The sequence below is a fragment of the Pseudidiomarina sp. WS423 genome, from assembly GCF_050750165.1.
Lineage (GTDB): Bacteria > Pseudomonadota > Gammaproteobacteria > Enterobacterales > Alteromonadaceae > Pseudidiomarina > Pseudidiomarina fusca.
Genome location: NZ_JBOJLN010000001.1, coordinates 483647 through 508246 on the forward strand (window position 1 = coordinate 483647; position 24600 = coordinate 508246).

General features: G+C 46.2%; 19 protein-coding genes, 1 other RNA gene and 1 pseudogene. 12 read left to right on the forward strand and 9 right to left on the reverse strand.

What is annotated here, in order from left to right:
* Positions 1–117 precede the first annotated feature (117 nt).
* The 3 genes from ACQ661_RS02275 (at position 118) to ACQ661_RS02285 (ending at position 3455) form a co-directional block, all read left to right on the forward strand.
* Positions 118–1443: a phospholipase D family protein gene (locus ACQ661_RS02275; RefSeq protein ID WP_431667480.1), complete on the forward strand. Its 1326-nt coding sequence runs from the start codon at positions 118–120 to the stop codon at positions 1441–1443.
* Positions 1444–1590: 147 nt separating this feature from the next.
* A complete protein-coding gene (locus tag ACQ661_RS02280) occupies positions 1591–2067 on the forward strand; it encodes a potassium channel family protein (protein ID WP_235598939.1) in 477 nt (158 codons plus the stop codon).
* A gap of 14 nt (positions 2068–2081) precedes the next feature.
* Positions 2082–3455 (forward strand): patatin-like phospholipase family protein, encoded by a 1374-nt coding sequence (locus tag ACQ661_RS02285; RefSeq protein ID WP_431667482.1) that lies wholly within the window; start codon positions 2082–2084, stop codon positions 3453–3455.
* A 216-nt stretch (positions 3456–3671) separates the two neighbouring features.
* On the opposite strand, the gene ACQ661_RS02290 is transcribed toward ACQ661_RS02285, so the two are convergent.
* The gene (locus ACQ661_RS02290) at positions 3672–4103 is read right to left on the reverse strand and encodes an organic hydroperoxide resistance protein (RefSeq protein ID WP_431667483.1); all 432 of its coding nucleotides are present in this window, start codon (positions 4101–4103) and stop codon (positions 3672–3674) included.
* A gap of 110 nt (positions 4104–4213) precedes the next feature.
* Between ACQ661_RS02290 and ACQ661_RS02295 the strand changes: the two genes are divergently transcribed.
* Positions 4214–4660 carry a MarR family winged helix-turn-helix transcriptional regulator gene (locus ACQ661_RS02295; protein ID WP_431667484.1) on the forward strand — a complete coding sequence of 149 codons (447 nt, stop codon included), beginning with the start codon at positions 4214–4216 and terminating at the stop codon, positions 4658–4660.
* 260 nt (positions 4661–4920) lie between these two features.
* On the opposite strand, the pseudogene ACQ661_RS02300 reads toward ACQ661_RS02295, so the two are convergent.
* A pseudogene (locus ACQ661_RS02300) lies at positions 4921–6149 on the reverse strand (phage integrase central domain-containing protein).
* Between the two features lie 187 nt (positions 6150–6336).
* Positions 6337–6696: a transfer-messenger RNA gene (gene ssrA, locus ACQ661_RS02305) on the reverse strand.
* Positions 6697–6853: 157 nt separating this feature from the next.
* Here ssrA and ACQ661_RS02310 point away from each other — a divergent pair.
* Positions 6854–7702: a hypothetical protein gene (locus ACQ661_RS02310; protein ID WP_431667486.1), complete on the forward strand. Its 849-nt coding sequence runs from the start codon at positions 6854–6856 to the stop codon at positions 7700–7702.
* 21 nt (positions 7703–7723) lie between these two features.
* Here the strand turns inward: ACQ661_RS02310 and ACQ661_RS02315 are convergent, their stop codons facing one another.
* The gene (locus ACQ661_RS02315; protein WP_431667488.1) at positions 7724–8863 is read right to left on the reverse strand and encodes a peptidase C39 family protein; all 1140 of its coding nucleotides are present in this window, start codon (positions 8861–8863) and stop codon (positions 7724–7726) included.
* A gap of 167 nt (positions 8864–9030) precedes the next feature.
* Here ACQ661_RS02315 and ACQ661_RS02320 point away from each other — a divergent pair, with 167 nt between their 5' ends.
* The 3 genes from ACQ661_RS02320 (at position 9031) to purN (ending at position 11339) form a co-directional block, all read left to right on the forward strand.
* On the forward strand, positions 9031–9525 hold the full coding sequence (locus ACQ661_RS02320; RefSeq protein WP_153826985.1) for a hypothetical protein: 495 nt from the start codon (positions 9031–9033) through the stop codon (positions 9523–9525).
* Positions 9526–9657: 132 nt separating this feature from the next.
* The gene (gene purM / locus ACQ661_RS02325; protein ID WP_162014600.1) at positions 9658–10704 is read left to right on the forward strand and encodes a phosphoribosylformylglycinamidine cyclo-ligase; all 1047 of its coding nucleotides are present in this window, start codon (positions 9658–9660) and stop codon (positions 10702–10704) included.
* Entirely contained in the window at positions 10701–11339 is a 639-nt protein-coding gene (gene purN / locus ACQ661_RS02330; protein ID WP_110075403.1) for a phosphoribosylglycinamide formyltransferase, read from the forward strand. The genes purM and purN overlap by 4 nt, the downstream gene beginning before the upstream one ends.
* A gap of 65 nt (positions 11340–11404) precedes the next feature.
* Here purN and ACQ661_RS02335 read toward each other — a convergent pair whose 3' ends face one another.
* The gene (locus tag ACQ661_RS02335) at positions 11405–12178 is read right to left on the reverse strand and encodes a DUF3108 domain-containing protein (protein ID WP_431667491.1); all 774 of its coding nucleotides are present in this window, start codon (positions 12176–12178) and stop codon (positions 11405–11407) included.
* A gap of 213 nt (positions 12179–12391) precedes the next feature.
* Between ACQ661_RS02335 and fadE the strand changes: the two genes are divergently transcribed.
* Together fadE and ACQ661_RS02345 are read left to right on the forward strand one after the other, a co-directional pair.
* Positions 12392–14851: an acyl-CoA dehydrogenase FadE gene (fadE, locus tag ACQ661_RS02340; protein WP_110075405.1), complete on the forward strand. Its 2460-nt coding sequence runs from the start codon at positions 12392–12394 to the stop codon at positions 14849–14851.
* A gap of 138 nt (positions 14852–14989) precedes the next feature.
* Positions 14990–16552, forward strand: a complete 1563-nt coding sequence (locus ACQ661_RS02345; RefSeq protein WP_431667492.1) for an AbgT family transporter — start codon at positions 14990–14992, stop codon at positions 16550–16552.
* 98 nt (positions 16553–16650) lie between these two features.
* Here the strand turns inward: ACQ661_RS02345 and ACQ661_RS02350 are convergent, their stop codons facing one another.
* From ACQ661_RS02350 to ACQ661_RS02360, 3 genes are all read right to left on the reverse strand, one after another.
* Complete coding sequence (locus tag ACQ661_RS02350; RefSeq protein WP_110075407.1) at positions 16651–17838, reverse strand: multidrug effflux MFS transporter; 1188 nt, start codon at positions 17836–17838, stop codon at positions 16651–16653.
* Position 17839: 1 nt separating this feature from the next.
* Entirely contained in the window at positions 17840–19561 is a 1722-nt protein-coding gene (locus ACQ661_RS02355) for a 5'-nucleotidase C-terminal domain-containing protein (protein WP_431667495.1), read from the reverse strand.
* A 66-nt stretch (positions 19562–19627) separates the two neighbouring features.
* Positions 19628–20560: an isopenicillin N synthase family dioxygenase gene (locus ACQ661_RS02360; RefSeq protein WP_110075409.1), complete on the reverse strand. Its 933-nt coding sequence runs from the start codon at positions 20558–20560 to the stop codon at positions 19628–19630.
* 172 nt (positions 20561–20732) lie between these two features.
* On the opposite strand from ACQ661_RS02360, the gene ACQ661_RS02365 reads away from it, so the two are divergent.
* Complete coding sequence (locus ACQ661_RS02365) at positions 20733–21308, forward strand: hypothetical protein (protein WP_153826980.1); 576 nt, start codon at positions 20733–20735, stop codon at positions 21306–21308.
* A 73-nt stretch (positions 21309–21381) separates the two neighbouring features.
* Positions 21382–22539, forward strand: coding sequence for an acetylornithine deacetylase (gene argE, locus ACQ661_RS02370; protein ID WP_110075411.1), 1158 nt, complete (start codon positions 21382–21384; stop codon positions 22537–22539).
* Between the two features lie 79 nt (positions 22540–22618).
* Here the strand turns inward: argE and ACQ661_RS02375 are convergent, their stop codons facing one another.
* Positions 22619–24571 (reverse strand): YfaP family protein, encoded by a 1953-nt coding sequence (locus tag ACQ661_RS02375; protein ID WP_431667498.1) that lies wholly within the window; start codon positions 24569–24571, stop codon positions 22619–22621.
* Positions 24572–24600: the final 29 nt, after the last annotated feature.

A 24600-nucleotide genomic window follows, 5' to 3' on the forward strand; every position in this document is an offset into this window, starting at 1 on the left:
CCCGACTTAGAACAGCGAACGCCAAGCTACTCTGTGCCAGTTTCAAAAACTCAAAGCACTCGGCTTGGTCAGTTCTTATCTCCGATACTTCGAAACTCCCCCGAAAGTACCGGTATAATGCCTTTAGCCGAAGCAGAGCCGTCCTTAGATGCCAGGCTGATATTAATCAACAATGCACAAGTTGCACTGGACATTCAATATTATATCTGGCGTGACGATAAGTCTGGGCAACGTTTAACTAAAGCCATTTTCCAAGCTGCTAATCGTGGTGTAAAGGTTAGGTTGTTATTGGACGATCTTCACTCCCGGGATATTGACGAGTCCTTACAAAGGCTAAACGGTCATCCTAGTATAGAAGTGCGATTATTTAACCCATTTCTCCCCAGAAGCTCTCGAGTACTAGGGTTTATAACCGACTTCCCACGAGCAAACAGACGCATGCACAACAAGTCTCTTACTGTGGACAATCAAGCTACGATAGTCGGGGGAAGAAACATCGGTGATGACTATTTTTACCGCTCTGATGGTATTCTTTTTGCTGATCTGGATGTTCTTGCGATAGGAGATGTAGTTGCGAAAGTATCCAGCGATTTTGACGCTTTTTGGAACAGTAACTCAGCTTACCCCTATGAACTTATTTCTCAATCAACGGCGCCATCAGACTCCTCTTTATTTATTCATCAAACTAATATTGATCAACCATCCGATCTCAGTGAGTTATTGGATAACGATTCAATTATTTGGGCTGAAACTCAAATAGTGAGTGATAGCCCGCTTAAAGCCTTAGGTAAAGCTGAGCCGGATCAACTCATTGTTCACGCACTCCGAAAGATAATTGGTCAACCTAAAAAGCAATTATTACTGGTTTCTCCCTATTTCGTACCAACCCTGTCGGGAGTAAAAGCGCTAGAGAGCATTGCGGAAAACGGGGTGAGTATTAGTGTGTTAACAAATTCCTTTGCCGCTACCGATGTTGCCGTTGTGCACTCGGGATACGCAAAGTGGAGGAAACGTCTCTTAGAAGCTGATATACGCTTATTTGAGATGCGCCCAGGTACTGTTGGCACCGATACCACTATCTATGAATCTGTCGAAACAAGTTTCTCCAGTTCAGCAAGCAGCCTTCATGCAAAAACGTTTGCCGTTGACGGACAACGTGTTTTTGTTGGCTCATTTAACTTTGACCCTCGCTCAGCAAGGCTCAATACTGAGCTTGGCTTTGTTATTGAGAGCCCCGAAATAGCATCAACGATGGCAGATGTCTTTATCGAAGAAGTCCCTTACAGCGCCTATGAAGTGCGCTTAGCTCCATCCGGTTCGCTATACTGGCTTGAGCAAAACGGCAGCCATCATCGCCGATACGATACAGAGCCAGGAACAACCTGGTTTCAAAGGTTTTCGGCCGGATTTTTTTCATTGTTACCCATTGATTGGTTGCTTTGAAAAGTGAGTTGGCTTACTCGGTAAAGCGCCATTTTTTCTTAATCACTTTATGTACGAACCATGGTCATATTAGTCGGTTTTTTTGTTGGAATGCTATAGGTCATAAAAATGCTAAATAGAATACTAAAGTATCTAGGTATAGCGTGGATGGTTATTATTTTTGTTTTTGTTCCCATTGCTTATACCGCATTACTATTCGCCTCTGATGCAGAAATAAATATGTCGGTCACTATTTTTTTTATCTCTACAGTATTCATCACTTCACTTTGGAATATCTTCAAAAAGTATCGCGAGTACAAGGTTGGGCTCCAACTTAGCAAGATGTTTTTAGCCATCTATGTAACTATTTTTGCGTTTGCCACTCTTTATCAAAGAGCTGGGATTTTATACGGTCAGGAAATCTCTTTTAGTCCTGTTGACGCCCTGTACTTTTCAGTAGTGACATGGACCACTTTAGGTTATGGAGACTTTCAACCCACTGAAAGCTTGCGCTTATTGGCCGCTTTCCAGGCGTTATTAGGAACTTTCTTTATACCAATGCTTATAGCGGCAGTGCTATTCTCATTACAACTAAAGTCTCAAAAGCACAGTTTGCAAAAAAACACTAACGGTTCAAAACCATAGAGCGAATAGTTTAAATGAAGCTTCTTTTTTATAAAATTAGACTTCTCGTAATCCTATCAGCTTCTGTTACCAGCTTAGGCTGCAGCACAATAGGGCAAATTAAAAATGAGCCTATTTCTGGAAAAAATGATACTGAATTAACTTCTGGTACATTATTCTCAGCGGCTCGAGCTGGAAACCCCAAGGGAATAACTCTTATTTTGGCTTTTTCCGGAGGTGGAACACGGGCTTCTGCTCTGTCTTATGGCGTATTAGAAGAACTAAGAGATACTAATGTCACTATAGGTGGCAAATCGACAAGACTTTTAGATGAAGTTGATTTTATTTCATCTGTTTCGGGCGGCAGCATAACGGCGGCTTACTATGGTTTGTTTCGAGACAAAATTTTTTATGATTTCAAAGATAAGCTTCTAACACGGGATTTAAAGGAGCAAATAATCTCAACAGTTTTAAACCCTCTTCGTTGGTTTTCAAATTTAGGAATAACTGATCATACTGTCGGAATATATGCTGATGCAGGATTTGGAGAATATACATTTGGCGACATGCTCGAAAAAGGTCCGCCCTATATAGCCATCAATGCCACAGACTTATCTCAAGGTGCTAGATTTTCCTTTCTACAGGACTACTTCAATTTAATATGCTCAGATCTATCTACCTACCCCGTAGCCAGCGCAGTAGCAGCTTCAGCTGCTATGCCTTTACTATTCGACCCCATCGTACTGAAGAATTACGATACATGTGACATTACGGATTCCATCAACTTTTTATCCAGTAAAACTTCCATTGGGAAACACAGTATTCGGAATACTGCCTCTGCAGCACTTTCTTATTCCAATAAAAAAGAACGTCCTTTTGTTCACCTCGTAGACGGAGGTGTATCGGACAATTTGGGTCTCAGGATTATAACTGACCCTGTTGAGCTAACAGGAGGTATAGTAAATTACTTTAGCATGATCCATGGAGAGGATAGTTATTCAATCCCACGACATTTTGCCATCATAGCCGTAAACGCATCAGTAAAAGTCGACTCAAGCATGGATAAGAGTTCGCCCCCTCCATCAATGCGTCAAACGTTAAACGCGGTTACTGATGCGCAACTTCAATTGTACAATAATGAAACAACCGATTTAATAAAGCTTAAATTAGAGCAGTGGGTCGATGAAACAAAAACACAAGGAATACCTGTCGAAGCGCACCTAATATCTATCGAGTTGAAATCGGTATCATCAAACCGTCTAAGAAATCGCCTCAATTTAATCCCGACAACTCTCGGCTTACCAGAAGAGGAAGTTGAGTTGCTTATTGGTACAGGCCGAAAGCTACTAAGGGAAAACCCTCAATTTCAAAAATTACTAAAAAGTATCAGCTCTCATAAGACACAATAAAAACAACTAAATATCGAGACAAAAAATAAGCCCGGTGTTTTGCCCTGAGCCAGCTGTTACAAACCACTATCGAGCATTAGCTGGCGCTTATAATGACCACCCAACGGAAGCATAGCTTCGTCAGGTGGGTCATGAAATCTAGAATGAAGCTTGGGAAGAAGCGCTGGTGTATTTAGAGCCATTAGCACCAGCGATTAAATTCAATTTGTGAGGTTCCTAATTTGTGTGAACACGCAATTCCACGTCAATGTTACCACGAGTAGCATTAGAATAAGGACATACCTGATGTGCTTTATCGACTAACTCTTGCGCCTGCGTACGGTTCATATTTCCCATCTCTATTTCAAGCTCAACACCGATTGAAAACCCTTCTTTAATAGGGCCAATTGAAACTTTCCCGGTGATAGATAGCTCATTTGGCAATTTAATTTTCTGCTCTCCAGCAACCTTTTTTAATGCGCCAATAAAGCATGCTGAATAGCCCGCAGCAAATAACTCCTCAGGATTTGTACCCTTACCACCGTTCCCTCCAAGTTCTTTAGGCACTGAAAGGGGAATATTTAAGTTCCCATCATATGACTTGACAGAACCGTCTCGCCCTCCTTGAGCTGTTGCTACTGCTGTATAAAGTACTTTATCTAAAACCATGTGTATCTCCTGTTTTCTTACTATTACTTTGTATGCAAAATAATAGTAAGAAAACTAAACTTGAAAGTCAAGTTGTTTGCATACAAAATAAAGCAGGAGGATAAAATAAAATGACAAACTCAAATTTAGAATTAAACAAGCAAATTTGCCACCGCTTTTATGCGGTGACTAACGCTTTTACTCGCGCATACCGCCCACTGCTTAAAGCTCTCGATCTAACTTATCCTCAGTACATCGCGATGATGGCATTATGGGAGAAGGATGACGTAACTATTCAAAACCTTTTGAATAAAACCAAAATTGATGGAGGCACGATGAGCTTGATTCTCAAAAAGTTAGCCTCAAAATCTTTACTTTCGATCAAAAAAGACGAAGCTGACGGCAGGGTAAAGCGCGTAAAACTAACTAAAAAGGGACAAACGGCACAACAAAAGGCCGAGAAGATTCCGGAAAAAATTCGGTGTAGCTTAAACAATATTAACGAACTAGAGGCTAAGGAGTTAATACGGTTGATAGACAAAATCAGTGAAGAATTGGAGAGGGCTTCTTTTCTGTGACGCTCTAGAACTCTTTTATTCTAAAACCCAAGTTTTATCGTTATAAGCTAGCCCTTTTCAATTTGTTCAAACCAAAGCAAACTCAGTTTCGGCGCAGTCAAGTAGTTGGGCATTTGAGTCTAAATCGTTAATTGGCTCTTTAGTAACACAGAAAGTAACAAGACAACTTTTATAGCAATAAAAATATATAATAATCAAGACTATATAAAACCATTTCGATTCCGCCTCCGGCAGCTAAAAAACAGCAGACACCTTCTAAGTTAAAAGCTGCCGGCATCTTTTCTAAAAGCCTCATCCAAATACCCCCCCCACCACTGCATCAATTCACGGCGACGCTCAAGGTAATCCGCACGGTTATAAGCACTTCGCACTTGGTTAGGATCACCATGCGCCAGCGCTGATTCGATCAGGTCAGGATCTTTGCCCTCCTCGTTCATAATGGTGCTGGCTAAAGCCCTCAAACCATGGCTAACGAGTTTATCCTGGTAACCCATACGTCTAACGCCATATTGGCTGTTTGGCTGTTAATGGACGTTTGTGGCTTTCGCAGTGAGATAAATATATGTTCGTATTGATCGCTTACGCTCTTCATGTCCTCCAGCACCCTCAATGCCTGTTCACACAGTGGAACTGTGTGCTGGCGACGCTTTTTCATCCGTTCAGCCGGAATCAACCAATTAGCTTGGCCGTCATCAAGCCATTGGATCTCACTCCATTTAGCGCCAGCAGCCTCAGATGGCCTGGTCATTGTTAGTAACTGCCATTTAATAACCTGCCGAGTAATATACGTAACGTTGGTTTCATGGAGCTTTCTTAGGAAGTCAGGGAGCTCTTTTGCGGTAATTGTCGGTAAATGCTGCTTCTTGGGCTTCTTGAAAGCAGATTTGATGGCAGCGATTGGATTTCCAGTAATTAATTTTTTAATGACAGCGTAATTCATTATCTCGTTTAACCGCTGAATTACACGTTTAACGGTTTCCAACCGCCCTGTTTTCTCAACCGGTCGTAATACATCAATGACCGTTTGAGCACTTATCTGGCTAACCGGCGTTTCACCTAAACGGTTAAATACATGTAGCTCTAACGATCGCCAAATATCATCAGCGTAGTCAGCAGTCACCTCACTTTTTTTGACCTCGAACCATTCTTCAGCAACTTTTCTCAAAGTCGCGTTCTCTGAGTAGCGTTGTGCCGCTCTTTCTTCCTCTCTGGCAAGCTTAGGGTCTACCCCTTCAGCTACTTGGCTTCTAGCAGCTTCTGTGAGCTCACGGGCTTTTTTAAGGCTCATATCGGGGTAGCTACCCAGCCCCATATTCACGCGCTTCTTTGTCGTCGGGTGAATGTAATTGAAGTTCCAAAGCTTAGAACCATTCACTCTCACTCGCAGCTGTAAGCCTTTCCCATCGGACTTAACGTAGTCCTTGTCTTTAGGTTTGAGTTGTCTGACGGCTGTATCCGTGAGCCCAATAGTAGAGCGCGCCATAAGCATATCTCCCTTCGATGTATTCCAAAGAGTTTACCCAAAATCGCTTGGAATACAAATTGGAATACTAAAAACTCAGGCTGGGGCTGGTTTTTTGGGGATGAATTGGGAAAGTGAACGCCTGTGAAAGCCTTATTTTACGTGCCTTAGAAAGAAAAAAGGGGATGTCGTGAGACATCCCCTTTTATAGAATTGGTGGAGCTGGCGGGAGTTGAACCCGCGTCCGCAATACCTACATCCTCGGTCCTACATGCTTAGTTTGTCATTTAGTTAATCACCAAGTCGCCGACAAACAGGCTACTTAAGGTGACGATCCCGATTGGTTTTAACGCTTTGGCTACGGGCGAAGCCTCCACGCGAGTCTGCTTTGGGGTGAACCGACTGATCCTAGTCTCACAGACAAAGCGCTAGGGGTCGGACTCAGCGGGTTATTAAGCCGCTAAAGCGTAGTTGTCGTCGTTTGCAACTATTATGTTGAGGCTTTTTACGAGGCCAGCCTCACCTCGGCATGCACCTTGGGTTTCGTGTATCCCGTCGAATCCAGATCAGCCCCTAAGGTTAACTTGTCAAAGTCTATCACTGATATGGTGCTGCTGTCAGCAATTTCAAGTGCTAGCAACGTAAATAAAAATCTGCGCCATATTGCGTTAGATATTTGTTTTCTCGTATTCTAGCCGCCGTCGATAATAACAACAATAAAGGATAACTTTGTGCGTCACTTTTTTTTGCTTAGCAGCCTATTATTTTTAGCTGGCTGTACTGCAGCTCCCTACTTTCAAGCACCGGCACCTGCTCTCAATGCAAATCAAGAAATCAGTTATCAGCTGTTTACCAATGAAAGCGTAAAAACTGCAAGCCATATGCAGGTTCATCTCGACGAAGCTAAAGACATTGCCTACGTGCAGAGCTTTGGCGGTGGCGGCGTGGCGGTTGGCGTCGCCTTCGGGCCACTGGGTGTGCTAGCTAACATTGGCATGATTCAAGCTGAAACCGATGCTGACCTTGAGCAGCTCTATGGCAAATTGCCCTTGCCAGTGGCGGATATGTTTAGTCAAGCCGCGACCAAGCAAGCCATGCAACACAACGCAAATTCAGAGGTTCGCTTTCATCCCTTTGTTCTGGTTGTTCGCGATGAGGATGAAATGCTTCGTATGGGTACGGCGTTAATTGTTGAGGTTGCGCAAGCTGATGGCAGCGTTTGGGGCGGTCGTTATACTCATCAAACCTCGTTACACCTGCCTCTTGCCGACATCGCCGATGGTATGAACGACACCGAACATACCACCGTTCATGGCGCGCTAGAACAGAGCTTTGAAGAGATCCTAGCACTCTACCTTAACGATCGCATGGGTAACTATATCGAGTCTGACCATGTGGTGATTTCGTCAACGTTTTTATCACCTCGGTTTAAGCTTGAAGTTAACGGTAAGGTACTTGAGCGCCATAGCGACCGTGTCACCTTGCGCTCTGGCGCTGGCTTAATATCGCTGCCACTTGATGACAGTTTAACCATGAAAAACGCGACGGTTAAAAAGCCCAAAGCTAGCAGCAAATCTTAAGCTTTATCACTACTCTCCCAATTAACCCGGCGCGCGGCTCAGCACCACGGCTGCGCGCTGCTTCCGCTTACCAAAACCAAAGGCTCGTTTAAAGGTAGCGATAGGAATGGGAATGTATTGCCGTTCTGCGGGCGATTGCCAGGCAAAGGTATCTTGGTCTGGGTCATTAATGTAAACATAATGCTCGTCGGCGGCACATATAAGCACCCAGTGTGGGGCCTTGCTTTCATCGAACACATAAGTACTTATCAGAGCAATGACTAACTTACCCTGCTGTAAATCTGCCATGAGTTGTGCGACTGGGTATTCACCAATAACAATAGGTACTTGCTCTCGTTCTAAAGCAGCGATATCGGCTTCTTGAATACGTGCCATGATTTGCTTTTTATCGCTACTACGCACCGAATCTAACAGCAAAGGGCCAGCTTCGCTAACATGCAGTTCTACTTGTAAACCGCGCTTTAACGCTGCCCGCGCCAGCCCATGTGGACCGCAACCGCCATGCCCAGATGTCATAAAAATGGTCGTTGCTTCGCGCCAGATTTCTAACTCTTCATGATGAGCATCTGCACACGCGATATCAAAGTAAGCCATAGCCATCAAAAGACTAGCAGGGCCACAGGTAAAATCGGTGGTTTGGGTGCGATAAGGGACTAAGCGGGCCTGATCTTGATCTAAATCACTACGCTCAAATTGCGGTAACAATTTTTGTAGCACCACCGCATCGCTATCGTCTTCGTAATATTCAGCACGGATTTCCATATCGTAGTAGCCGGCTGCGTGATACATCTGCAAAGCCGCCATGTTGTCTACTTTTACTTCCAGACGCATAAACAAGCAGAAGCGCTCATCGGCAGCATCTTCTGCTGCCTGCAACAGCTGCCGACCGTAGCCACGACGACGGAATTCTGGATGCACCGCTAAGGAATACAAGCGAGCTAACTCGGTAGCTTGGCGATACAACACAATGAAATAACCCACCACTTGGTCATCGACACAAAGCACCTGAAAATCGCCCACACCTTGGTCGATAAAACGCTTAAAACTGCGCGCACTGATTCGGTCGGTAGTATAACTCAACGTTTCTATCTGACTCAGTTGTGCGACATCGGTGCGTGTCGCTTGGCGTAAAACGACACTATAATTCTGTATATTTTTCATCAATTTAGCTCATATAGCTTATTGTACTAAACACACCGACCTGATAAATTTTCGGCGCTATTAATGAAGCACAACTAAGTGTCTGGTTAACGCTATTATCCGCTTTAAGTTAGCGCTAATACAATCACTCAATAAACAAAAAAATAAGTAAAATAAGGATATTTGCAATGAATCAAAGTAAGTGGATGGTGGCAATGTTGGCGGCTGTAATGGCTTCCGGTTGTTCAAGTATTGTAAGTAAATCAGATTACCCCGTTAATTTCGACTCAACTCCAAGCGGCGCTGCCTATGTGTTAACTAACAGCAAGGGTGTCCGCGTCGATTCAGGTGTTACGCCAGCAACTGTAACTCTGCCTTCATCAGCCGGCTATTTTCAAGGCGAAAAATACACCTTAAGTGTAAGTATGCAAGGCTATAGCAGTCGCGATTATACGTTCACTGCAAGTTTAGATGGTTGGTATTTTGGTAATTTATTGTTTGGCGGTTTACCAGGCATGTTGATTGTTGATCCACTTACTGGGGCTATGTTCAATCTGCCTGAACATGTTCATGTGCCTCTTGATGCCAGCAATAACAACAAGGGGCAGGTAGTTAAAATTGGTTTTATGGAAGACCTAACCCCAGCCGAAAAACAGCGTTTGGTGCCCATCACCGCGCAATAATCCTGTCGCACCCTCCGGGCGAAAGTGATAAACTAACGCGCAAATTTTTAGCAACGCTTGTTGCTGCTCGAGAGCGCTATGCTCAGGGCTAGTAACAAGCCGTTGCTCATTCTGCTACGCTGAGGACCGCCCGTGAGTACTACAAAACCTTCTTTAAGTTACAAAGATGCTGGTGTTGATATTGATGCAGGTAATGCTTTAGTTGAGCGCATTAAAGGCGTCACCAAACGTACCAAGCGCCCAGAAGTGATGGGTAACATTGGTGGTTTTGGGGCTTTGTGTGAATTACCCACCAAATACAAACAGCCGGTTTTAGTTTCTGGTACCGATGGCGTAGGCACTAAATTACGGTTAGCTATCGACCTTAAAAAGCATGACACCGTAGGTATCGATTTGGTCGCTATGTGTGTAAACGATTTAATTGTGCAAGGTGCTGAGCCTCTCTTCTTCCTCGACTATTATGCCACCGGTAAACTCGATGTAGACGTAGCAGCCGATGTGGTGACTGGTATTGGTGAAGGCTGTGTGCAAGCTGGTTGTGCCTTGATTGGCGGTGAAACCGCGGAAATGCCTGGCATGTACGAGCATGGGGATTATGACATTGCAGGCTTTTGTGTAGGTGTTGTCGAAAAAGACCGTATTATTGACGGCACTAAAGTCGCACCAGGTGATGCGTTAATTGCCTTGGCTTCTTCTGGCGCCCACTCGAATGGCTACTCGTTAGTACGTAAAATTCTAGCAGTAAGCGAGACCGACCCAAGCACCACCATGCTTGATGGCAAGCCATTAGCAGAGCACTTATTAGCCCCTACCAAAATCTACGTCAAATCTGTACTAGCCATGTTGGAGCAGGTTGACGCTCACGCTATTTCGCATATTACTGGCGGTGGTTTCTGGGAGAATATCCCACGCGTCTTACCAGATGCTGCGAAGGCGGTCATCGATGGTAGCAGCTGGCAGTGGCCGTTGGTATTTAACTGGTTACAAGAGCAAGGTAACGTGACCACCAAAGAAATGTATCGTACCTTTAACTGCGGCGTGGGATTAATCATTGCTGTGGCGGCTGATAAAGCAGAGTTAGCGATTCAACTCTTACGTGAGCATGGCGAAGATGCCTGGCAGATTGGTGAAGTTGCAGCTCGCGTTGGCAACGAAGCGCAAGTAGAAATTAATTCATGAAGCGCATTGTTGTTTTAATCAGTGGTTCTGGCACCAACATGCAGGCCTTGGTTGAGGCCTGTCAGGCCGGCAAAGTGGCTGGCCAAGTGGTCGCTGTGATCAGCAACAAAGCAGAAGTGGCAGGCTTAGAAAAAGCCGCTGCTGCTGGCATTGCAACGGCGGTGCTATCTCATCGAGAGTTTGCGACGCGCGAACTCTACGATGCCCAGTTACAGCAGTTGGTAGATAGCTATCAGCCTGATTTAGTGGTTTTAGCTGGCTTTATGCGAATTCTTACCGCTGACTTTACCCGTCATTACCATGGTCGTATGCTTAATATTCACCCCTCTTTGTTGCCTAAATACAAGGGCGTAAACACTCATCAACGGGCGCTCGATGCTGGTGATGAAGAACACGGTGTGAGTGTGCACTTTGTTACTGAAGAGTTAGATGGCGGCCCCGTGATCTTGCAGGCAAAAGTGCCTATTTTTGCTGATGATACCGCCGCTGATTTGCAAGCTCGTGTGCATACGCAAGAGCATGCGATTTATCCGTTAGTGGTGCATTGGTTTTGTAGCGGCAGGTTGCATCTGAGCGCTGCGGGTGCGGTGCTGGATGGGCAGTTATTAGGCCCGGCTGGTTACGCCGAAGACTAATCTGCCCTGTTGCTTATGGCTTACTGCGCTGATTGGCTCTCTTACTGTCTTTCTTACTGTCTCTCTTAATGCCTCAGTAGTTGCCTCAGTAATAGCGAGGCAACTTCGTCACCATCTTTGCGCTGTGTCATCTTCACTAGCATATAATCCAACTCAGGCGCTAACCAATAGTCAGTTTCGCGCCGCGAGTTCTCGCGCACTCGCACCACTTTTATGGCCTCGATATCACCGTAGGGTAAACGCAAGGTTTCACGCGCCTGCACTGCATAGATAAGCTCATCCGCTTGGCCTTTTTCATCCAATACTTGGTAAGTTAATTCAGCCCCATTATCAGCCTCGGCCACATCTAACCGTAATTGCTCAATATGTGAGGCTTCGTCAATCCGTTGCGCCAACCAAGGCAGACTTAGAGGCTGCTGTGTAGCCTGATCGATAATCTGTTGTTGCGACCAATCAAAGGTTCCAGCAAAGCCTTTATCGCGCCCGGTACCTGAGCGTTTGTATTCCATAGATTGCGATTGCACTTTGCCTTCGTGCAGCACAAATTCGCTCCAAAACCGGCGCCGATCAGATAAAAACAATAAACTGATTTCAGTTTCCGTGTAGAGACTGTAGGTGTTGTTAGTAGCATCGTAACTGAGTTCGCGCACTGCTTCACCATATTGACTACCGCCACGATGTACCTCGTACCTAGCCTCGTAAGGCTGCAACAGGTCTGGCTCTGCCGCCACTGCCTCGCTCATGCAAAACGACAACAACAGAGCCATGCCAGTAACTGCAGAGAGGTAGCACAAAGTGTTGCTGTAAATCGGTAAGCCCAACTTGCGCAAAATCGCCATCGTTGTGTTCCTCATCGTTGCTTGCGAGTAGTTTAATCCACTGTAGCTTAATCAGTGGCTGCTGTTAACACTCAATCAGACTCATACTTGACTCAATAGTTTAACTGCTTGTTCGCTGCCAAGCATTAATTTCACTTGAAAATAGTGATCAAATTGACTAACCTCATCGTATCATTACTGGTCAGACCTCTAACATTATAACGGAGTCAAAACATGAGTGTCGCCTTATGGGTTATAGCCACCCTAGTGGTACTAGGTGGTTTTTTATATTTTCGTAGTTCATTGCTAGCCACCAGCTTAGGCTTGGTGGGTATGTTTGCCCTTGGTAGTTGGTTCGACATTGTCGGCCCAGTACTATGGACCCTACTAGCTATTATCTTAATTCCGCTTAACTTTACGGCGTTTCGTCGTGGCGTCTTGTCAAAAGCCTTACTAGGTGCTTACCGTAAAGTCATGCCGGAAATCTCTGAAACCGAGAAAGACGCTATCGATGCCGGTACTACTTGGTGGGAAGGTGAATTATTCCGTGGTGCTCCAAAGTGGAAGAACCTGCACAGCATTCAAAAAGCCGAACTGTCAGCAGAAGAACAAGCTTTTCTTGACGGTCCTTGTGAAGAAGTTTGCAAAATGCTGAATGACTGGGAAGCCACTCATGAGCTAGCCGACATGCCTGAAGATGTATGGCAATATCTGAAAGATCACAAATTCTTCGCGATGATCATCAAGAAAGAATACGGTGGTTTAGAGTTTTCAGCTTATGCGCAATCTCGAGTGTTACAAAAACTGGCTGGGGTAAGTACTATCTTGGCTTCAACCGTAGGTGTCCCTAACTCGTTAGGCCCAGGTGAGTTGTTGCAACATTACGGCACCAAGGAGCAGAAAGACCATTACTTGCCGCGCTTAGCGAATGGCCAAGAAATCCCATGTTTTGCGCTAACAAGCCCAGAGGCTGGTTCAGATGCTGGATCTATTCCAGACACTGGAGTTATCTGCAAAGGCCAGTGGAACGGTGAAGAAATCGTTGGTATTAAGCTTAACTTTAATAAACGTTACATTACGTTAGCTCCAGTAGCTACTGTGTTAGGATTAGCGTTCAAACTGTATGACCCTGAGCATTTATTGGGTGATAAAGAAGAGCTAGGTATCACTGCCGCTCTGATTCCGCGTGATACCGCTGGAGTTGATATCGGTCGCCGTCACTTCCCACTCAACGTACCATTCATGAATGGTCCGATTCGTGGTGAAGACGTGTTCGTACCCTTAGATTACATTATCGGTGGTCCAAAAATGGCCGGTAAAGGCTGGCGCATGTTAGTTGAGTGTCTGTCGGTAGGCCGTGCTATTACTTTACCTTCTAATAGTGCTGGTGGGGTTAAATCTATCGCGTTAGCAACCGGTGCTTATTCTTACATTCGCCGCCAATTCCGCTTACCTGTTGGTAAAATGGAAGGTGTACAAGAAGCACTAGCTCGTTTAGCTGGTAACGCCTACTTGATGGATGCAGTCACCAGTTTCTCTACCAAGGGTATTGATTTAGGCGAGAAGCCGTCGGTGATCTCAGCCATCGCTAAATATCACATGACAGAAAAACTGCGTGCCTGTATGGACGACGCCATGGATGTCCATGGTGGTAAAGCCATCTGTTTAGGTCCGAATAACTACTTAGGCCGCGGTTACCAAGGCGTACCGGTAGCTATTACGGTAGAAGGTGCAAACATCCTTACCCGTAACCTGATGATTTATGGTCAAGGTGCAATTCGCTGCCATCCTTATGTACTAGAAGAAATGCTAGCCTCAGCTGAGACCGGCAAAGCTGGCCTAGAACGCTTTGATAAAGCTATCTGGGGTCACATTGGCTTTGGCATGAGTAACTTTGTTCGTTCTTTGGTACTTGGTTTAGGTTTCTGGCGCTTCAGTAACGCACCATACGGTGACAGTACTGCTCAATACTACAAGCAAATGAACCGTTTCAGTGCCAACTTAGCGCTGCTTTCTGACGTAGCTATGGGTGTGTTAGGTGGTTCATTGAAGCGTAAGCAACGCATTTCTGCACGTTTAGGCGATATGTTGAGCTACTTGTTTATTGCGTCTGCCACACTGAAGCGTTTTGAAGACGAAGGCCGTCAGCAAGCTGATTTACCTTTGTTACATTGGGCACTGCAAGATACCTTGTACAAGCTTCAAGAAAGCCAATTAGCGCTATTAGATAATTTTGGTGGTGTTGGTGCGGTCATGAAAGCTGTCATGTATCCATTTGGTCGCATGGTGAAACGTCCATCGGATAAGCTGGATAGCAAAGTCGCGAAAATCTTGCTGAAGCCAAACGAAAGCCGTGAACGTCTTGGCGCAGGTCAATTCTTGTCACCAGAAGGTCAATTTGGCTATTTAGAGCAAACCTTGCGTGACATCATTGCTGCTGAAGAGTTGTTTGATCGAGTACGCAAAGCTGCGGATAACCGCCGCCTGCCATTTATGTTCTTGGATAAAGTGGCTGAACAAGGTAAACAGCTTGGCGTATTAAACGACGATGAAGTAGCCTTGCTACAACGTGCTGAAGCAGGTCGCTTACGAGTGATCAACGTGGACGATTTTGCTCACGAAGACCTATTAGCCGGCAAAGCAGCACGTGACTATGCCCTAGCTCAAGCGAATAAAGCCGCTGACGCTGCCTAATCTTGATTAGGGTCAGAGTGCTTTAAATAGCACCAATCAAAGGCCAATCCTCGCGATTGGCCTTTTTTATGTGTACAATTCAGCGCTTGAAACGATTCGAAACCTACTATAAGTACAAACAACAGGAGCTTTTATTGCATGCCGCAAGCATCCTCGACAACAACTAAAAGAGGCGCCTTTACGCGTTTTCTCGATACAGTAGAATATTTGGGCAACCTACTGCCCCACCCCATTACCCTTTTTGCATTATTTGCCATTGGTATTGTGCTGTTGAGCGGCATTGCCAGTTATTTTGGCTTAAGTGCTCTTGATCCCCGTCCAGGTGGTGCCGAGATTGAGGTGGTGAGCTTACTCAATGCCGAAGGTATTCAACGCATTGTTACTGGTTTGGTGACCAACTTTACCGGTTTTACCCCATTAGGTACGGTATTAGTGGCATTACTAGGGGTCGGTATTGCTGAACGTTCAGGCTTGTTATCAGCAGCAATGCGAGGGCTCGTCATGAACGCTCATCCGCGCGTCGTTACCGTCGCTGTGGTCTTTTCTGGGGTTATTTCTAATACCGCAGCCGAGCTAGGTTACGTGGTCTTGGTACCGCTTGCCGCGATGATTTTCCATTCCCTCGGGCGCCATCCATTAGCTGGTATGGCTGCAGCTTTCTCTGGCGTATCTGCCGGTTATAGCGCTAACTTGCTGATTGGTACCGTCGACCCGCTCTTAGCTGGTATCACCACCAAAGCTGCCAACCTGATTGATCCTGACTATTATGTAGGCCCAGAAGCTAACTGGATGTTTATGTTCGCTTCTACCTTCTTGATTGCCATTATGGGTACGCTGGTTACTGAGAAAATCGTCGAACCTAAACTAGGCAAATACGATCCAGAAGAAGCTACTATCAACTTAAAAGAACAAACGATTGAGCCACTCTCTAAGCTAGAAAAACGTGGTTTGATAGGCGCCGGCTTAAGCTTTTTAGCACTGGGTGGCTTGTTGGCCTTAACCATAGTGCCTGAGTGGGGCATTTTACGTCACCCTGAAACGGGCGAAGTAGCTGGCTCACCTTTCTTAAAAGGCATAGTGACCTTTATTTTTATTACTTTTGCTATTCCAGGCTTTGTTTACGGCCGTATCACCAACGTCATGCGCACAGACCGCGATGTGATTGATGCGATGTCTGATAGCATGAGTACCATGGGCATGTACATTGTGCTGGTATTTTTTGCGGCGCAGTTTGTAGCCTTCTTCGGGTGGACTAACTTTGGTAGCATTCTTGCCATTAAAGGCGCCACCTTCTTACAGGATGTGGGATTAACCGGCCCAGCGGTGTTTATTCTGTTTATTCTGATGTGTGCGTTCGTCAACCTGATGCTAGGCTCGGCATCGGCGCAATGGGCCATTACAGCACCGATTTTTGTCCCCATGCTGATGTTGATTGGCTACGCTCCAGAGGTCATTCAAGCAGCTTATCGAATTGGTGACTCGGTCACCAACATCATCACCCCTATGATGAGCTATTTCGGGCTTATTTTAGCGGTCGCGGTACGCTACAAAAAGGATACCGGGATTGGGACCATGATTGCGATGATGCTGCCTTACACGATTGTCTTCTTATTAGGTTGGGCAAGTTTCTTCTTTATTTGGGTGTTTGGCCTAGAACTACCGGTGGGCTGGTGGGGAACACCTACGTATTACACACCTTAAGTTGTCGGGAAAATACCAACCCAACCATAAAAAAGCCGCGCGAACTTTCGAGCGGCTTTTTCGTTGGATAACTATAGCTTCAATCCCTACCTAGAGCCTTAGGCTGGACGGCGTAAGACTCGATACATGACCACCGCAGTAAGACCGCAGGCTCCCATCATATAAAGCATAGCTAACGGGTCGTAGTGTCCCAGCACATTCACCAACGCAGAAATAATGCCAGCAATCAAGAATTGCAGACTTCCGGTTACTGCAGAAGCCGAACCGGCTCGCTCTTGCTGCTCTGCTAACGCTCCTGCCATGGCATTTGGAAACACCATGCCGAGCGTGCTGATATACATGAAGAGTGGAATAATAACGCCCCAAAAGCCCCAGTTATAATGCCCGGCGATAAACAGTACCAAGGCAATCAAACCTAATACTGGCAGTGATTTATTCAGAATTTTGCGAGAATCATGACGTCGTAATAACCACGCATTCAATTGCGATAGCCCAATAATGCCTACAGCATTTAAGCCAAAGAGCCAACTGTAATGGGTGGGCGACAAACCAAAGTGTTCAATAAACACCAAGGGGGATGCGGTGATGTAGGCAAACATGCCTGATTGGGCTATGCCACCACTTAACGAATAACGCAAAAAGCTGCGGTCGCGCAGAACGCCCCAATAAATGGGCAAACTTGATCTGATTCGTACGGCTTGGTTGGGTAAACGTGTTTCTGGTAAGCGAATATGAACTATCGCCAAACACGCCACCGCTAGCGCGGCCACAATAATAAAAATAGCTTGCCAACCAAACGCAGCAGTAACATAAGCTCCCATCAAGGGCGCTAAGATCGGTGCTATCCCCATCACCAAAATCAAAAATGAAAACACCTGGGCTGAAGCTTGTGGCGTATACAAATCTCGCACCATAGCTCGCGCAATAACCATGCCTGCACAAGAGCCTATCGCCTGTAAAAATCGCAACACGATGAGGCTTTCAAGATTGGGCGCATAAGCACAAGCAAGGGAGGTAACAATATACAACGCCAAGCCAAAATAAAGAGGTGGCTTTCGACCAAACCGATCCGATGCTGTTCCGTACAGTAACTGGCCAATAAAGAGGCCGAGAAAAAATGATGTTAGCGATAACTCAACACGATTCGTCGGTGTATTGTAGCTTTCGGCGATAGCACCGAAAGCTGGTAAATACATATCAATAGAGAGCGGACCAAAAGCTGTAAGTAGCGCCAGCACCACCACCACAATATCAAAGCGTGCTGTATTAGATACGGTTACCGGCATGTTACTGCACCGGCTGGTAGCTAAGAGTACTGTGCTCGCTAGGTCGTTTAATGGTTTGTTGTACTCGCGCCCAGTCTACAAACGACTGCGCATAATTTACGTAAGTATCGTTAACGCGGCCTTGTGCTTGCAAATCAGCCAGCAATTTCCAACCATCATTACCACCGGCTAAAAAGCTGTTGGTGATCATGATATAAGTTTGCTCTGGCTGTACTGGCTGCCAAGCCTTGCTGCGGCGATTTTGCACAGCGAGCTGACTAACACGCTGCCCTTCGGGTTGCTTCATATCAACCGCAAATCTTACCCCCGCACCATGCGGATAAGCACCATCAGAGCCGCCAGCGGAGATGGCATAAGCTAATGCTTGCTCGAGTACCTGATGCAGTTCTGCCCCGCTAATCTGCACTTCTACCAAGGTGTTGGAGAAGGGTAAAAGACCATAGGCATCGGCGACAGTAAAACGGCCTGATTTAATTTCGTTACGCACGCCACCACCATTTTGCAGAGCGAAATCAGCTTGCGGCGCACTTGCTAAAAAAGCTTCAGCGACAACGCGGTGAGCATCTGAATAAGTACCTGGCCCGCATTGCGCTGGTACTGGTCCCATCCGCTTAAGACACAAACGTTCAGGTACGTCAGCGATAACCTGCATGGTTAATTCTTCTAACTGAACCTGATAGCCGCTTAGCAGCTCAGTTACGTCGCTATCTCCCGCTTTTGCCCAAAATTGCGGTAATTGGGCTAATGCATGGGGCGCCTCTGGGCTCAATAAAAGGTGTGATTGACCGCCACAGCTCGCTACTTGATCACCGTTAAAGTCTATCACTAACTCACCCACCACTTGGCTATATTCCCACGCATGAACGACACACACAGGATCACCATCAAGATTCACTGTTTGCATCGGGTAGGGGCCAACACTAGGTAAACCAAACCGTGCGTAATCGCCAAGCAAGGTGTGTGAATCACCACCGACAATAAAATCAATAGCAGGTAACTTCTCAGCTAAAGTCAAATCGTTGCGATATTGAATGTGAGTTAGCAAGCCAATCTTTTCAACCCCCAGCCGCTGCAATTCAGCAACATAGTAAGCGGCTGTAGTGTATTCATCAGCAAACGTAGTGGTTGCATCGGGTTGCGATGAGTTTTTCGTTTTAACAGCAATATCGAGCCCGATCAGGCCTACTTTCTCGCCGCCAACATTGAAAATCGTATAGGGCTGAAAGCTGTCCCAGCGCGTTTTTGGCGTAAGCGGTGAGACTCCTACTTCTGGCTCAACATTAGCACCTAGCACCACCGTGCTACAGTCGCTCATCGCTAAAAAATCCAAGAAGGTTTTCAAGCCTTTGTCACCACTATCAAACTCGTGGTTACCCAAGGCAAAAGCATCAAAGCACACATGGTTCATGAGTGCCGCATCTGCTTCACCATTAAACAGGGTATAAAACAAAGTGCCGGTAATAGCATCTCCCGCATGCAGGGTTAACACATGCTGATGTTTATTCCGAATGTCTTCAATAGCAGCTGCCACAGCGGCAAAACCACCACTTTGCAAGCGGTGATCTTCGCCTTTGTAACTGATAGCCGTTCGCTGTCTTGGCACCAGGTGCGAGTGGTGGTCGTTAATATGGGCTACGGCCAACTGAAACGGCTGCGGTTGTTGTACCTGCGCACAACTTGCTAAGAGCAACCCAACTAAGCCTATTCCAATACGTTTCAACATCAACTTACCACTCCCATTTAAGATTAAACTCACACCACAACTCATGCCCAAGCGTTAAGATTTAGCTTACTTAATTAAACCAATTTCACGCAGCCGCTCAAGCAAATAATCATCGGCGCTGATAGGTTCAAATCGCTGTGGGTTTTCATCGCTAATACAACTTGCTAACGGAGTGATCATCACATCCGGATTAAAGTGCAAGAAGAATGGAATGGAGTAACGCGATTTTGCACTGAATGGTGCCGGTGGATTCACCACGCGATGGGTAGTTGATGGCAACACCCCGTTGGTTAAACGCTGTAACATATCACCCACGTTACAGATAATAGCGCCTTCGATGATGGTCACCGGAATCCAACTACCGTCTTTGGCTAAGACTTCTAACCCAGGTTCACGTGAGCCAACCAGTAGCGTTAACACGTTAATGTCTTCATGAGCACCTGCACGCACTGACGGTGTGCCCTCATCGATGATGGGTGGGTAGTGCAACGGACGTAAAATGGAGTTACCGAAATTTACTTTATCGTGAAAGAAATCTCGAGGCTGTTTTAGATACACGGCTAAAGCTTCAAGTACCTGTAAACCCAACGCATCGAGTGCTTCATAAAGCTTTAAAATCTTGGTTTTAAAAGCAGGAAGCTCTTGTGGCCATACGTTCGGCGTTAATTGCTTGTACGGTGCAACCCCTTCGATTTCCCGGCCAACATGCCAGAACTCTTTTAAATCTACATGTTTAGCATCTTTTGCAATCTCAGTTCCAAATGGCGTGTAACCACGTGCGCCGCCACCGCCAGGAATATGGTACTGTTTTTTCACCGCTTCAGGTAACGCGAATAAATCACGGCAAATATCGAGTGCATCATCAATCAACTGTTGCTCGATACCATGTTTAGTTAAAGCCACAAAACCATGTTGCTCGTAGCCAGCGCCAACATGCTGTGCAAATGCATCAAAATCTTGCCCATACAGGCTCATATCAATGTGCGGTATTGAATTCATCGGTTGTTTATCCAAAGCGGTGTGTCATCAAGATTTAAACGAATAAAGTACTTAAAACCAAGGGGCTGGCTGGGTAAAGGTTCAGTAAACCCACTAGGTAAGTTGCCTTACGCTTGCTAATGTTAGGCTCGTAGTGTAGCAAAAATGCAGTAAAAAAGTGAGGAGAATCACGATGAAATTGCTAAATAAAATCATGCTTTCTGTGGTCGCAACGGGGGCTGTTATGGCCAGCTCAGCTAGCTTTGCTCAGAGCAGTAATGATGCCCAAACGAGTCCTCGTTATTCGGCATACAACTATGGCAGCATTGGTATCACCAATCATGATGGTGGTGATAGCATCATTGCCCAAGGTAGTTATGAATTTAGCAGTCCTTATTACGTGAGTGGTTACTACCGTAATTTTGATAGCGATACTGCCGGAAGCAACGATGCCTTCGGCATCAAATTAGCCCGTTATTTTTGGTTAAGCCAAGGCTTAACAGCTGATCTTGGAGTACGTGCTGGTAACGTAGACTGGGGCCCTGTTGATAGCAGTTTTTGGGGCGTTGAAGGCATTCTGCGTCAACGTATTGACCAATTTGAAGTGTATGCTGGCGCGGGTTGGGTAGATTACAGCGATGCTGGTACCGACAATCAGTATCAAGTTGGGGTGAACTATTATCTCCAAAATAATCTGTCGGTTGGTGTCGGCTATCAGGATGATGAATTTGGTGATGGCTTACGCTTGCGAGCAAGCTACCACTTCTAAGCCTAGCCCCTACCCTTTTTAAGAATATGAGGTATGCTGTGTGCATGAATGATGCTGACGTACGGAGCAATTTATGGCACAGCTTCCTAGTTTTTTAGAAATGTATCGCGATCTTATTGCGATCCCTTCTGTTTCCTGTCTTGATACCAGCTGGGACACCAGCAATAAGCCCGTTATCGAAAAATTAGCCCGTTGGTTTGAAGCTCTTGGTTTTCAAATCGATGTGCATGAACTCGACCATCAGGCCGGTAAATTTAACTTGTTGGCTCATTACGTACCCGACGGCTGCGACAGCGGCGGCTTACTGCTCGCTGGTCATACTGATACAGTGCCCTGGGACGAAGGTCGGTGGACTCAAGATCCTTTTAAACTTCGTGAAGCCGACGGCCGTTTATATGGGCTTGGTAGTGCTGATATGAAAGGTTTTTTCGCTTTTGTATTAGAAGCACTACGAGGTATCGATTTAACCAAGCTACGTCAGCCCCTCTATATTATCGCCACGGCAGATGAAGAGACCACCATGGCCGGGGCTCGTGAGCTCGATGCATTTGGCCACTTAAAACCCGCTTATGCGGTGATTGGTGAGCCGACCAATATGGTGCCGGTCACCGCCCACAAAGGCCATCTAACCGAGGCCATCAGGGTTACCGGTAAATCCGGACATAGTTCCAATCCTGCCGCGGGCATCAATGCCATTGAAGTGATGCACGATGTGATCACGGAATTACGTGTCGTACAGCATGAATTTCGCGAACGCTATCATGATAGTACTTTTGTGGTGCCCTATCCGACCCTAAATTTTGGCGCTATTCATGGCGGTGATGCGGCTAACCGTATTTGTGCTTGTTGCGAATTACACCTCGACATGCGCCCGCTACCAGGCATGAATATCAGCGATTTATACGGCATCATCGATCAACGTTTAGCCGAAGTAAAAGCTAAGTATCCTGGCGCTATTTGTTTAGAACACATGCATGAGCCGATTCCTGGCTATCGCTGTGAGCCTGATTCAACGATTGTGCAACTCGCACAACAACTTACTGGCAACCAAGCGGAGCCAGCTAATTACTGCACTGAGGCACCATTTGTGCAAGAGTTAGGCTGTCAGACCATTATTATGGGCCCCGGCAGCATTGCCCAAGCCCATCAGCCTGATGAATACATTCGCATTGATGAAATTGCTCCGGCACAAAATCAATTGCGCGAGTTAATTCAACGCATCTGTTTATAGAGCCGTTCTCACAATTAACAAAGCCCGCATACACCACTATGGCTGCATGCGGGCTTTTCTGTGTGCTAAAGAATAGCGCTTAGTCTACTGACTTTTCAGGAAACAACATCATGCTATTAGCACCATCATTGCCAATATCTGAGTTAGCACGAGGTACATACTGATCCACTCGAATCACGCTAACGCTGCCATCCTCAGCAACCTCTATATCAAACGCGATCCAGGTATCATTAGTACCATCGGTATCTTCATCTTGGCTGGGTGCGAAAGCGTAGTTCTCACCGTTCACCTGTAGTTCTACCCGCGTAGGCGATTGGAACACACTGCCACTGCCGCTGTAATGATGCACGGCATAGCGATAAATACCAGGATACGGGAAAGCTGGTACCGTAGTAACTTCAGGCCCGTAACTTGAAGTATCATCAACATCTAAATCTATGGTGACACCATTGACGGTTTGATTGCTATTGCTGTAGTAGATTCGGAAACGTTCAGTGCTGGCCTCGCCATTCGGCACGGTAGGTCCCATAAAATGGGTGTCTAAATCGCGTGGATTTTCGCCCCAAGTTAAAGTAACACGCATGGCTCCTGGCACTGCGACCACGCACTCTGGCAAGGTCATATCTTCACTACCAGTAACTAACGGAAAGGTGGTACTGATGCCACTGGCGTCATCCACTGAGATAAGGATCTGACTATTGGGCCGTACCCGAATCGAATAATCTCCTTCGCCATTGGTATAAGCCGAAGAGCGACCGATATAATTCACCCCTTCCGCACGGATCCGAACGTTGCGACGCGGTGTCACACCATCTTCTTCAAAAACACAACCATTCACTCGAATCGAATCAAACAACACATCTGCATTCCAGGTGGAGAAATGTCCAACCACACCTTCATAATACTGAGCGCCGCTGCTGCTATCGGTTTGCAAGGTTGCTTCGCCTTCAACTTCCCAGATACCAGTCACTTCATTGAAATGAATAAGCGGAATCGTTGCCGGCGGTGATGTCGCCCGTTGCGCTAGTGGGATGCGGATAGTTGCTTGGGTACCTTCAGCAAGGTTAATGGCCCCGCCACTGCTATCAGAAAAACTAGCGTCAATAGCACCAAACGACTCAATCAGTTGCACCACATCTTGCTCTGGATCATAGGCTTCATACTCGCCGGGCATGATGTCTGGATCCGATGAAGCATCGATATTAGTCAACTTCGCCGTCACCTCGCCGGTCACCACTTCACCGGCAGCATTAACAAACGCATTAGCTGGCAAATCAACCGCCATCGGTGAATCAGTAACCGTTACCATGGTAGCTGCGGCGGCGTCAAAATTAACTTGAGCATCCACAGCTATCATCGCTACCGAGGTACTGGTAATAGGGTTTTCCGTACTGGTGCGCGCTACATCTGAACGGCTAGCAAAACCATCAGCAACAGCGCGTAACACGAGGCGCTCTTGGTAGCCGACACCACTTATAGTAACTCGTCCTTCGCTGTTCGTTTGCACATTGTCGAGTAACAAATAGGCGCTATCGTCTTCAATTACAGCACCAGCCTCGCCGCTGAATACATAAGCTTCTACCGAAGCATCAGCAATTGGCATCGCTGTTTGATAGTCGGTGACCAACACGGAGACAGAGCCAAAGGTTGAACAAGTTACCTCTATGGAAGGCGCTGTTTCACCTACAGTAAATTCCGCTGGCGTAACACTACAGGTATGGCCAACTAATTCATCCACACTTAATTGCACCTGATCACCTGGGCTGACCGGCTGCTCTAACTGCACATCTCCGGTAGTAAGCGCTTGACTGTAGGCTTCTCCATTAATGCTGTAGTTGAGCGTTAGTTCACGACTATTACCAGCAACTGTACATTGCATGGCAAAGGTTGGAGCTACCACCTCGTCTTCACAGGTTAAGGCTAAATCGGTGATGTCCTCCCCGGCAAAGGTCACTTGTTCAGGATCAATCGTACAAACTTGCCCGTCTGGGGCTGCTACTACCGCTAGGTCTACTAAAGCTAAATTAAACATAGTCAAGTGTTAGTATTGTGTAAATAAAA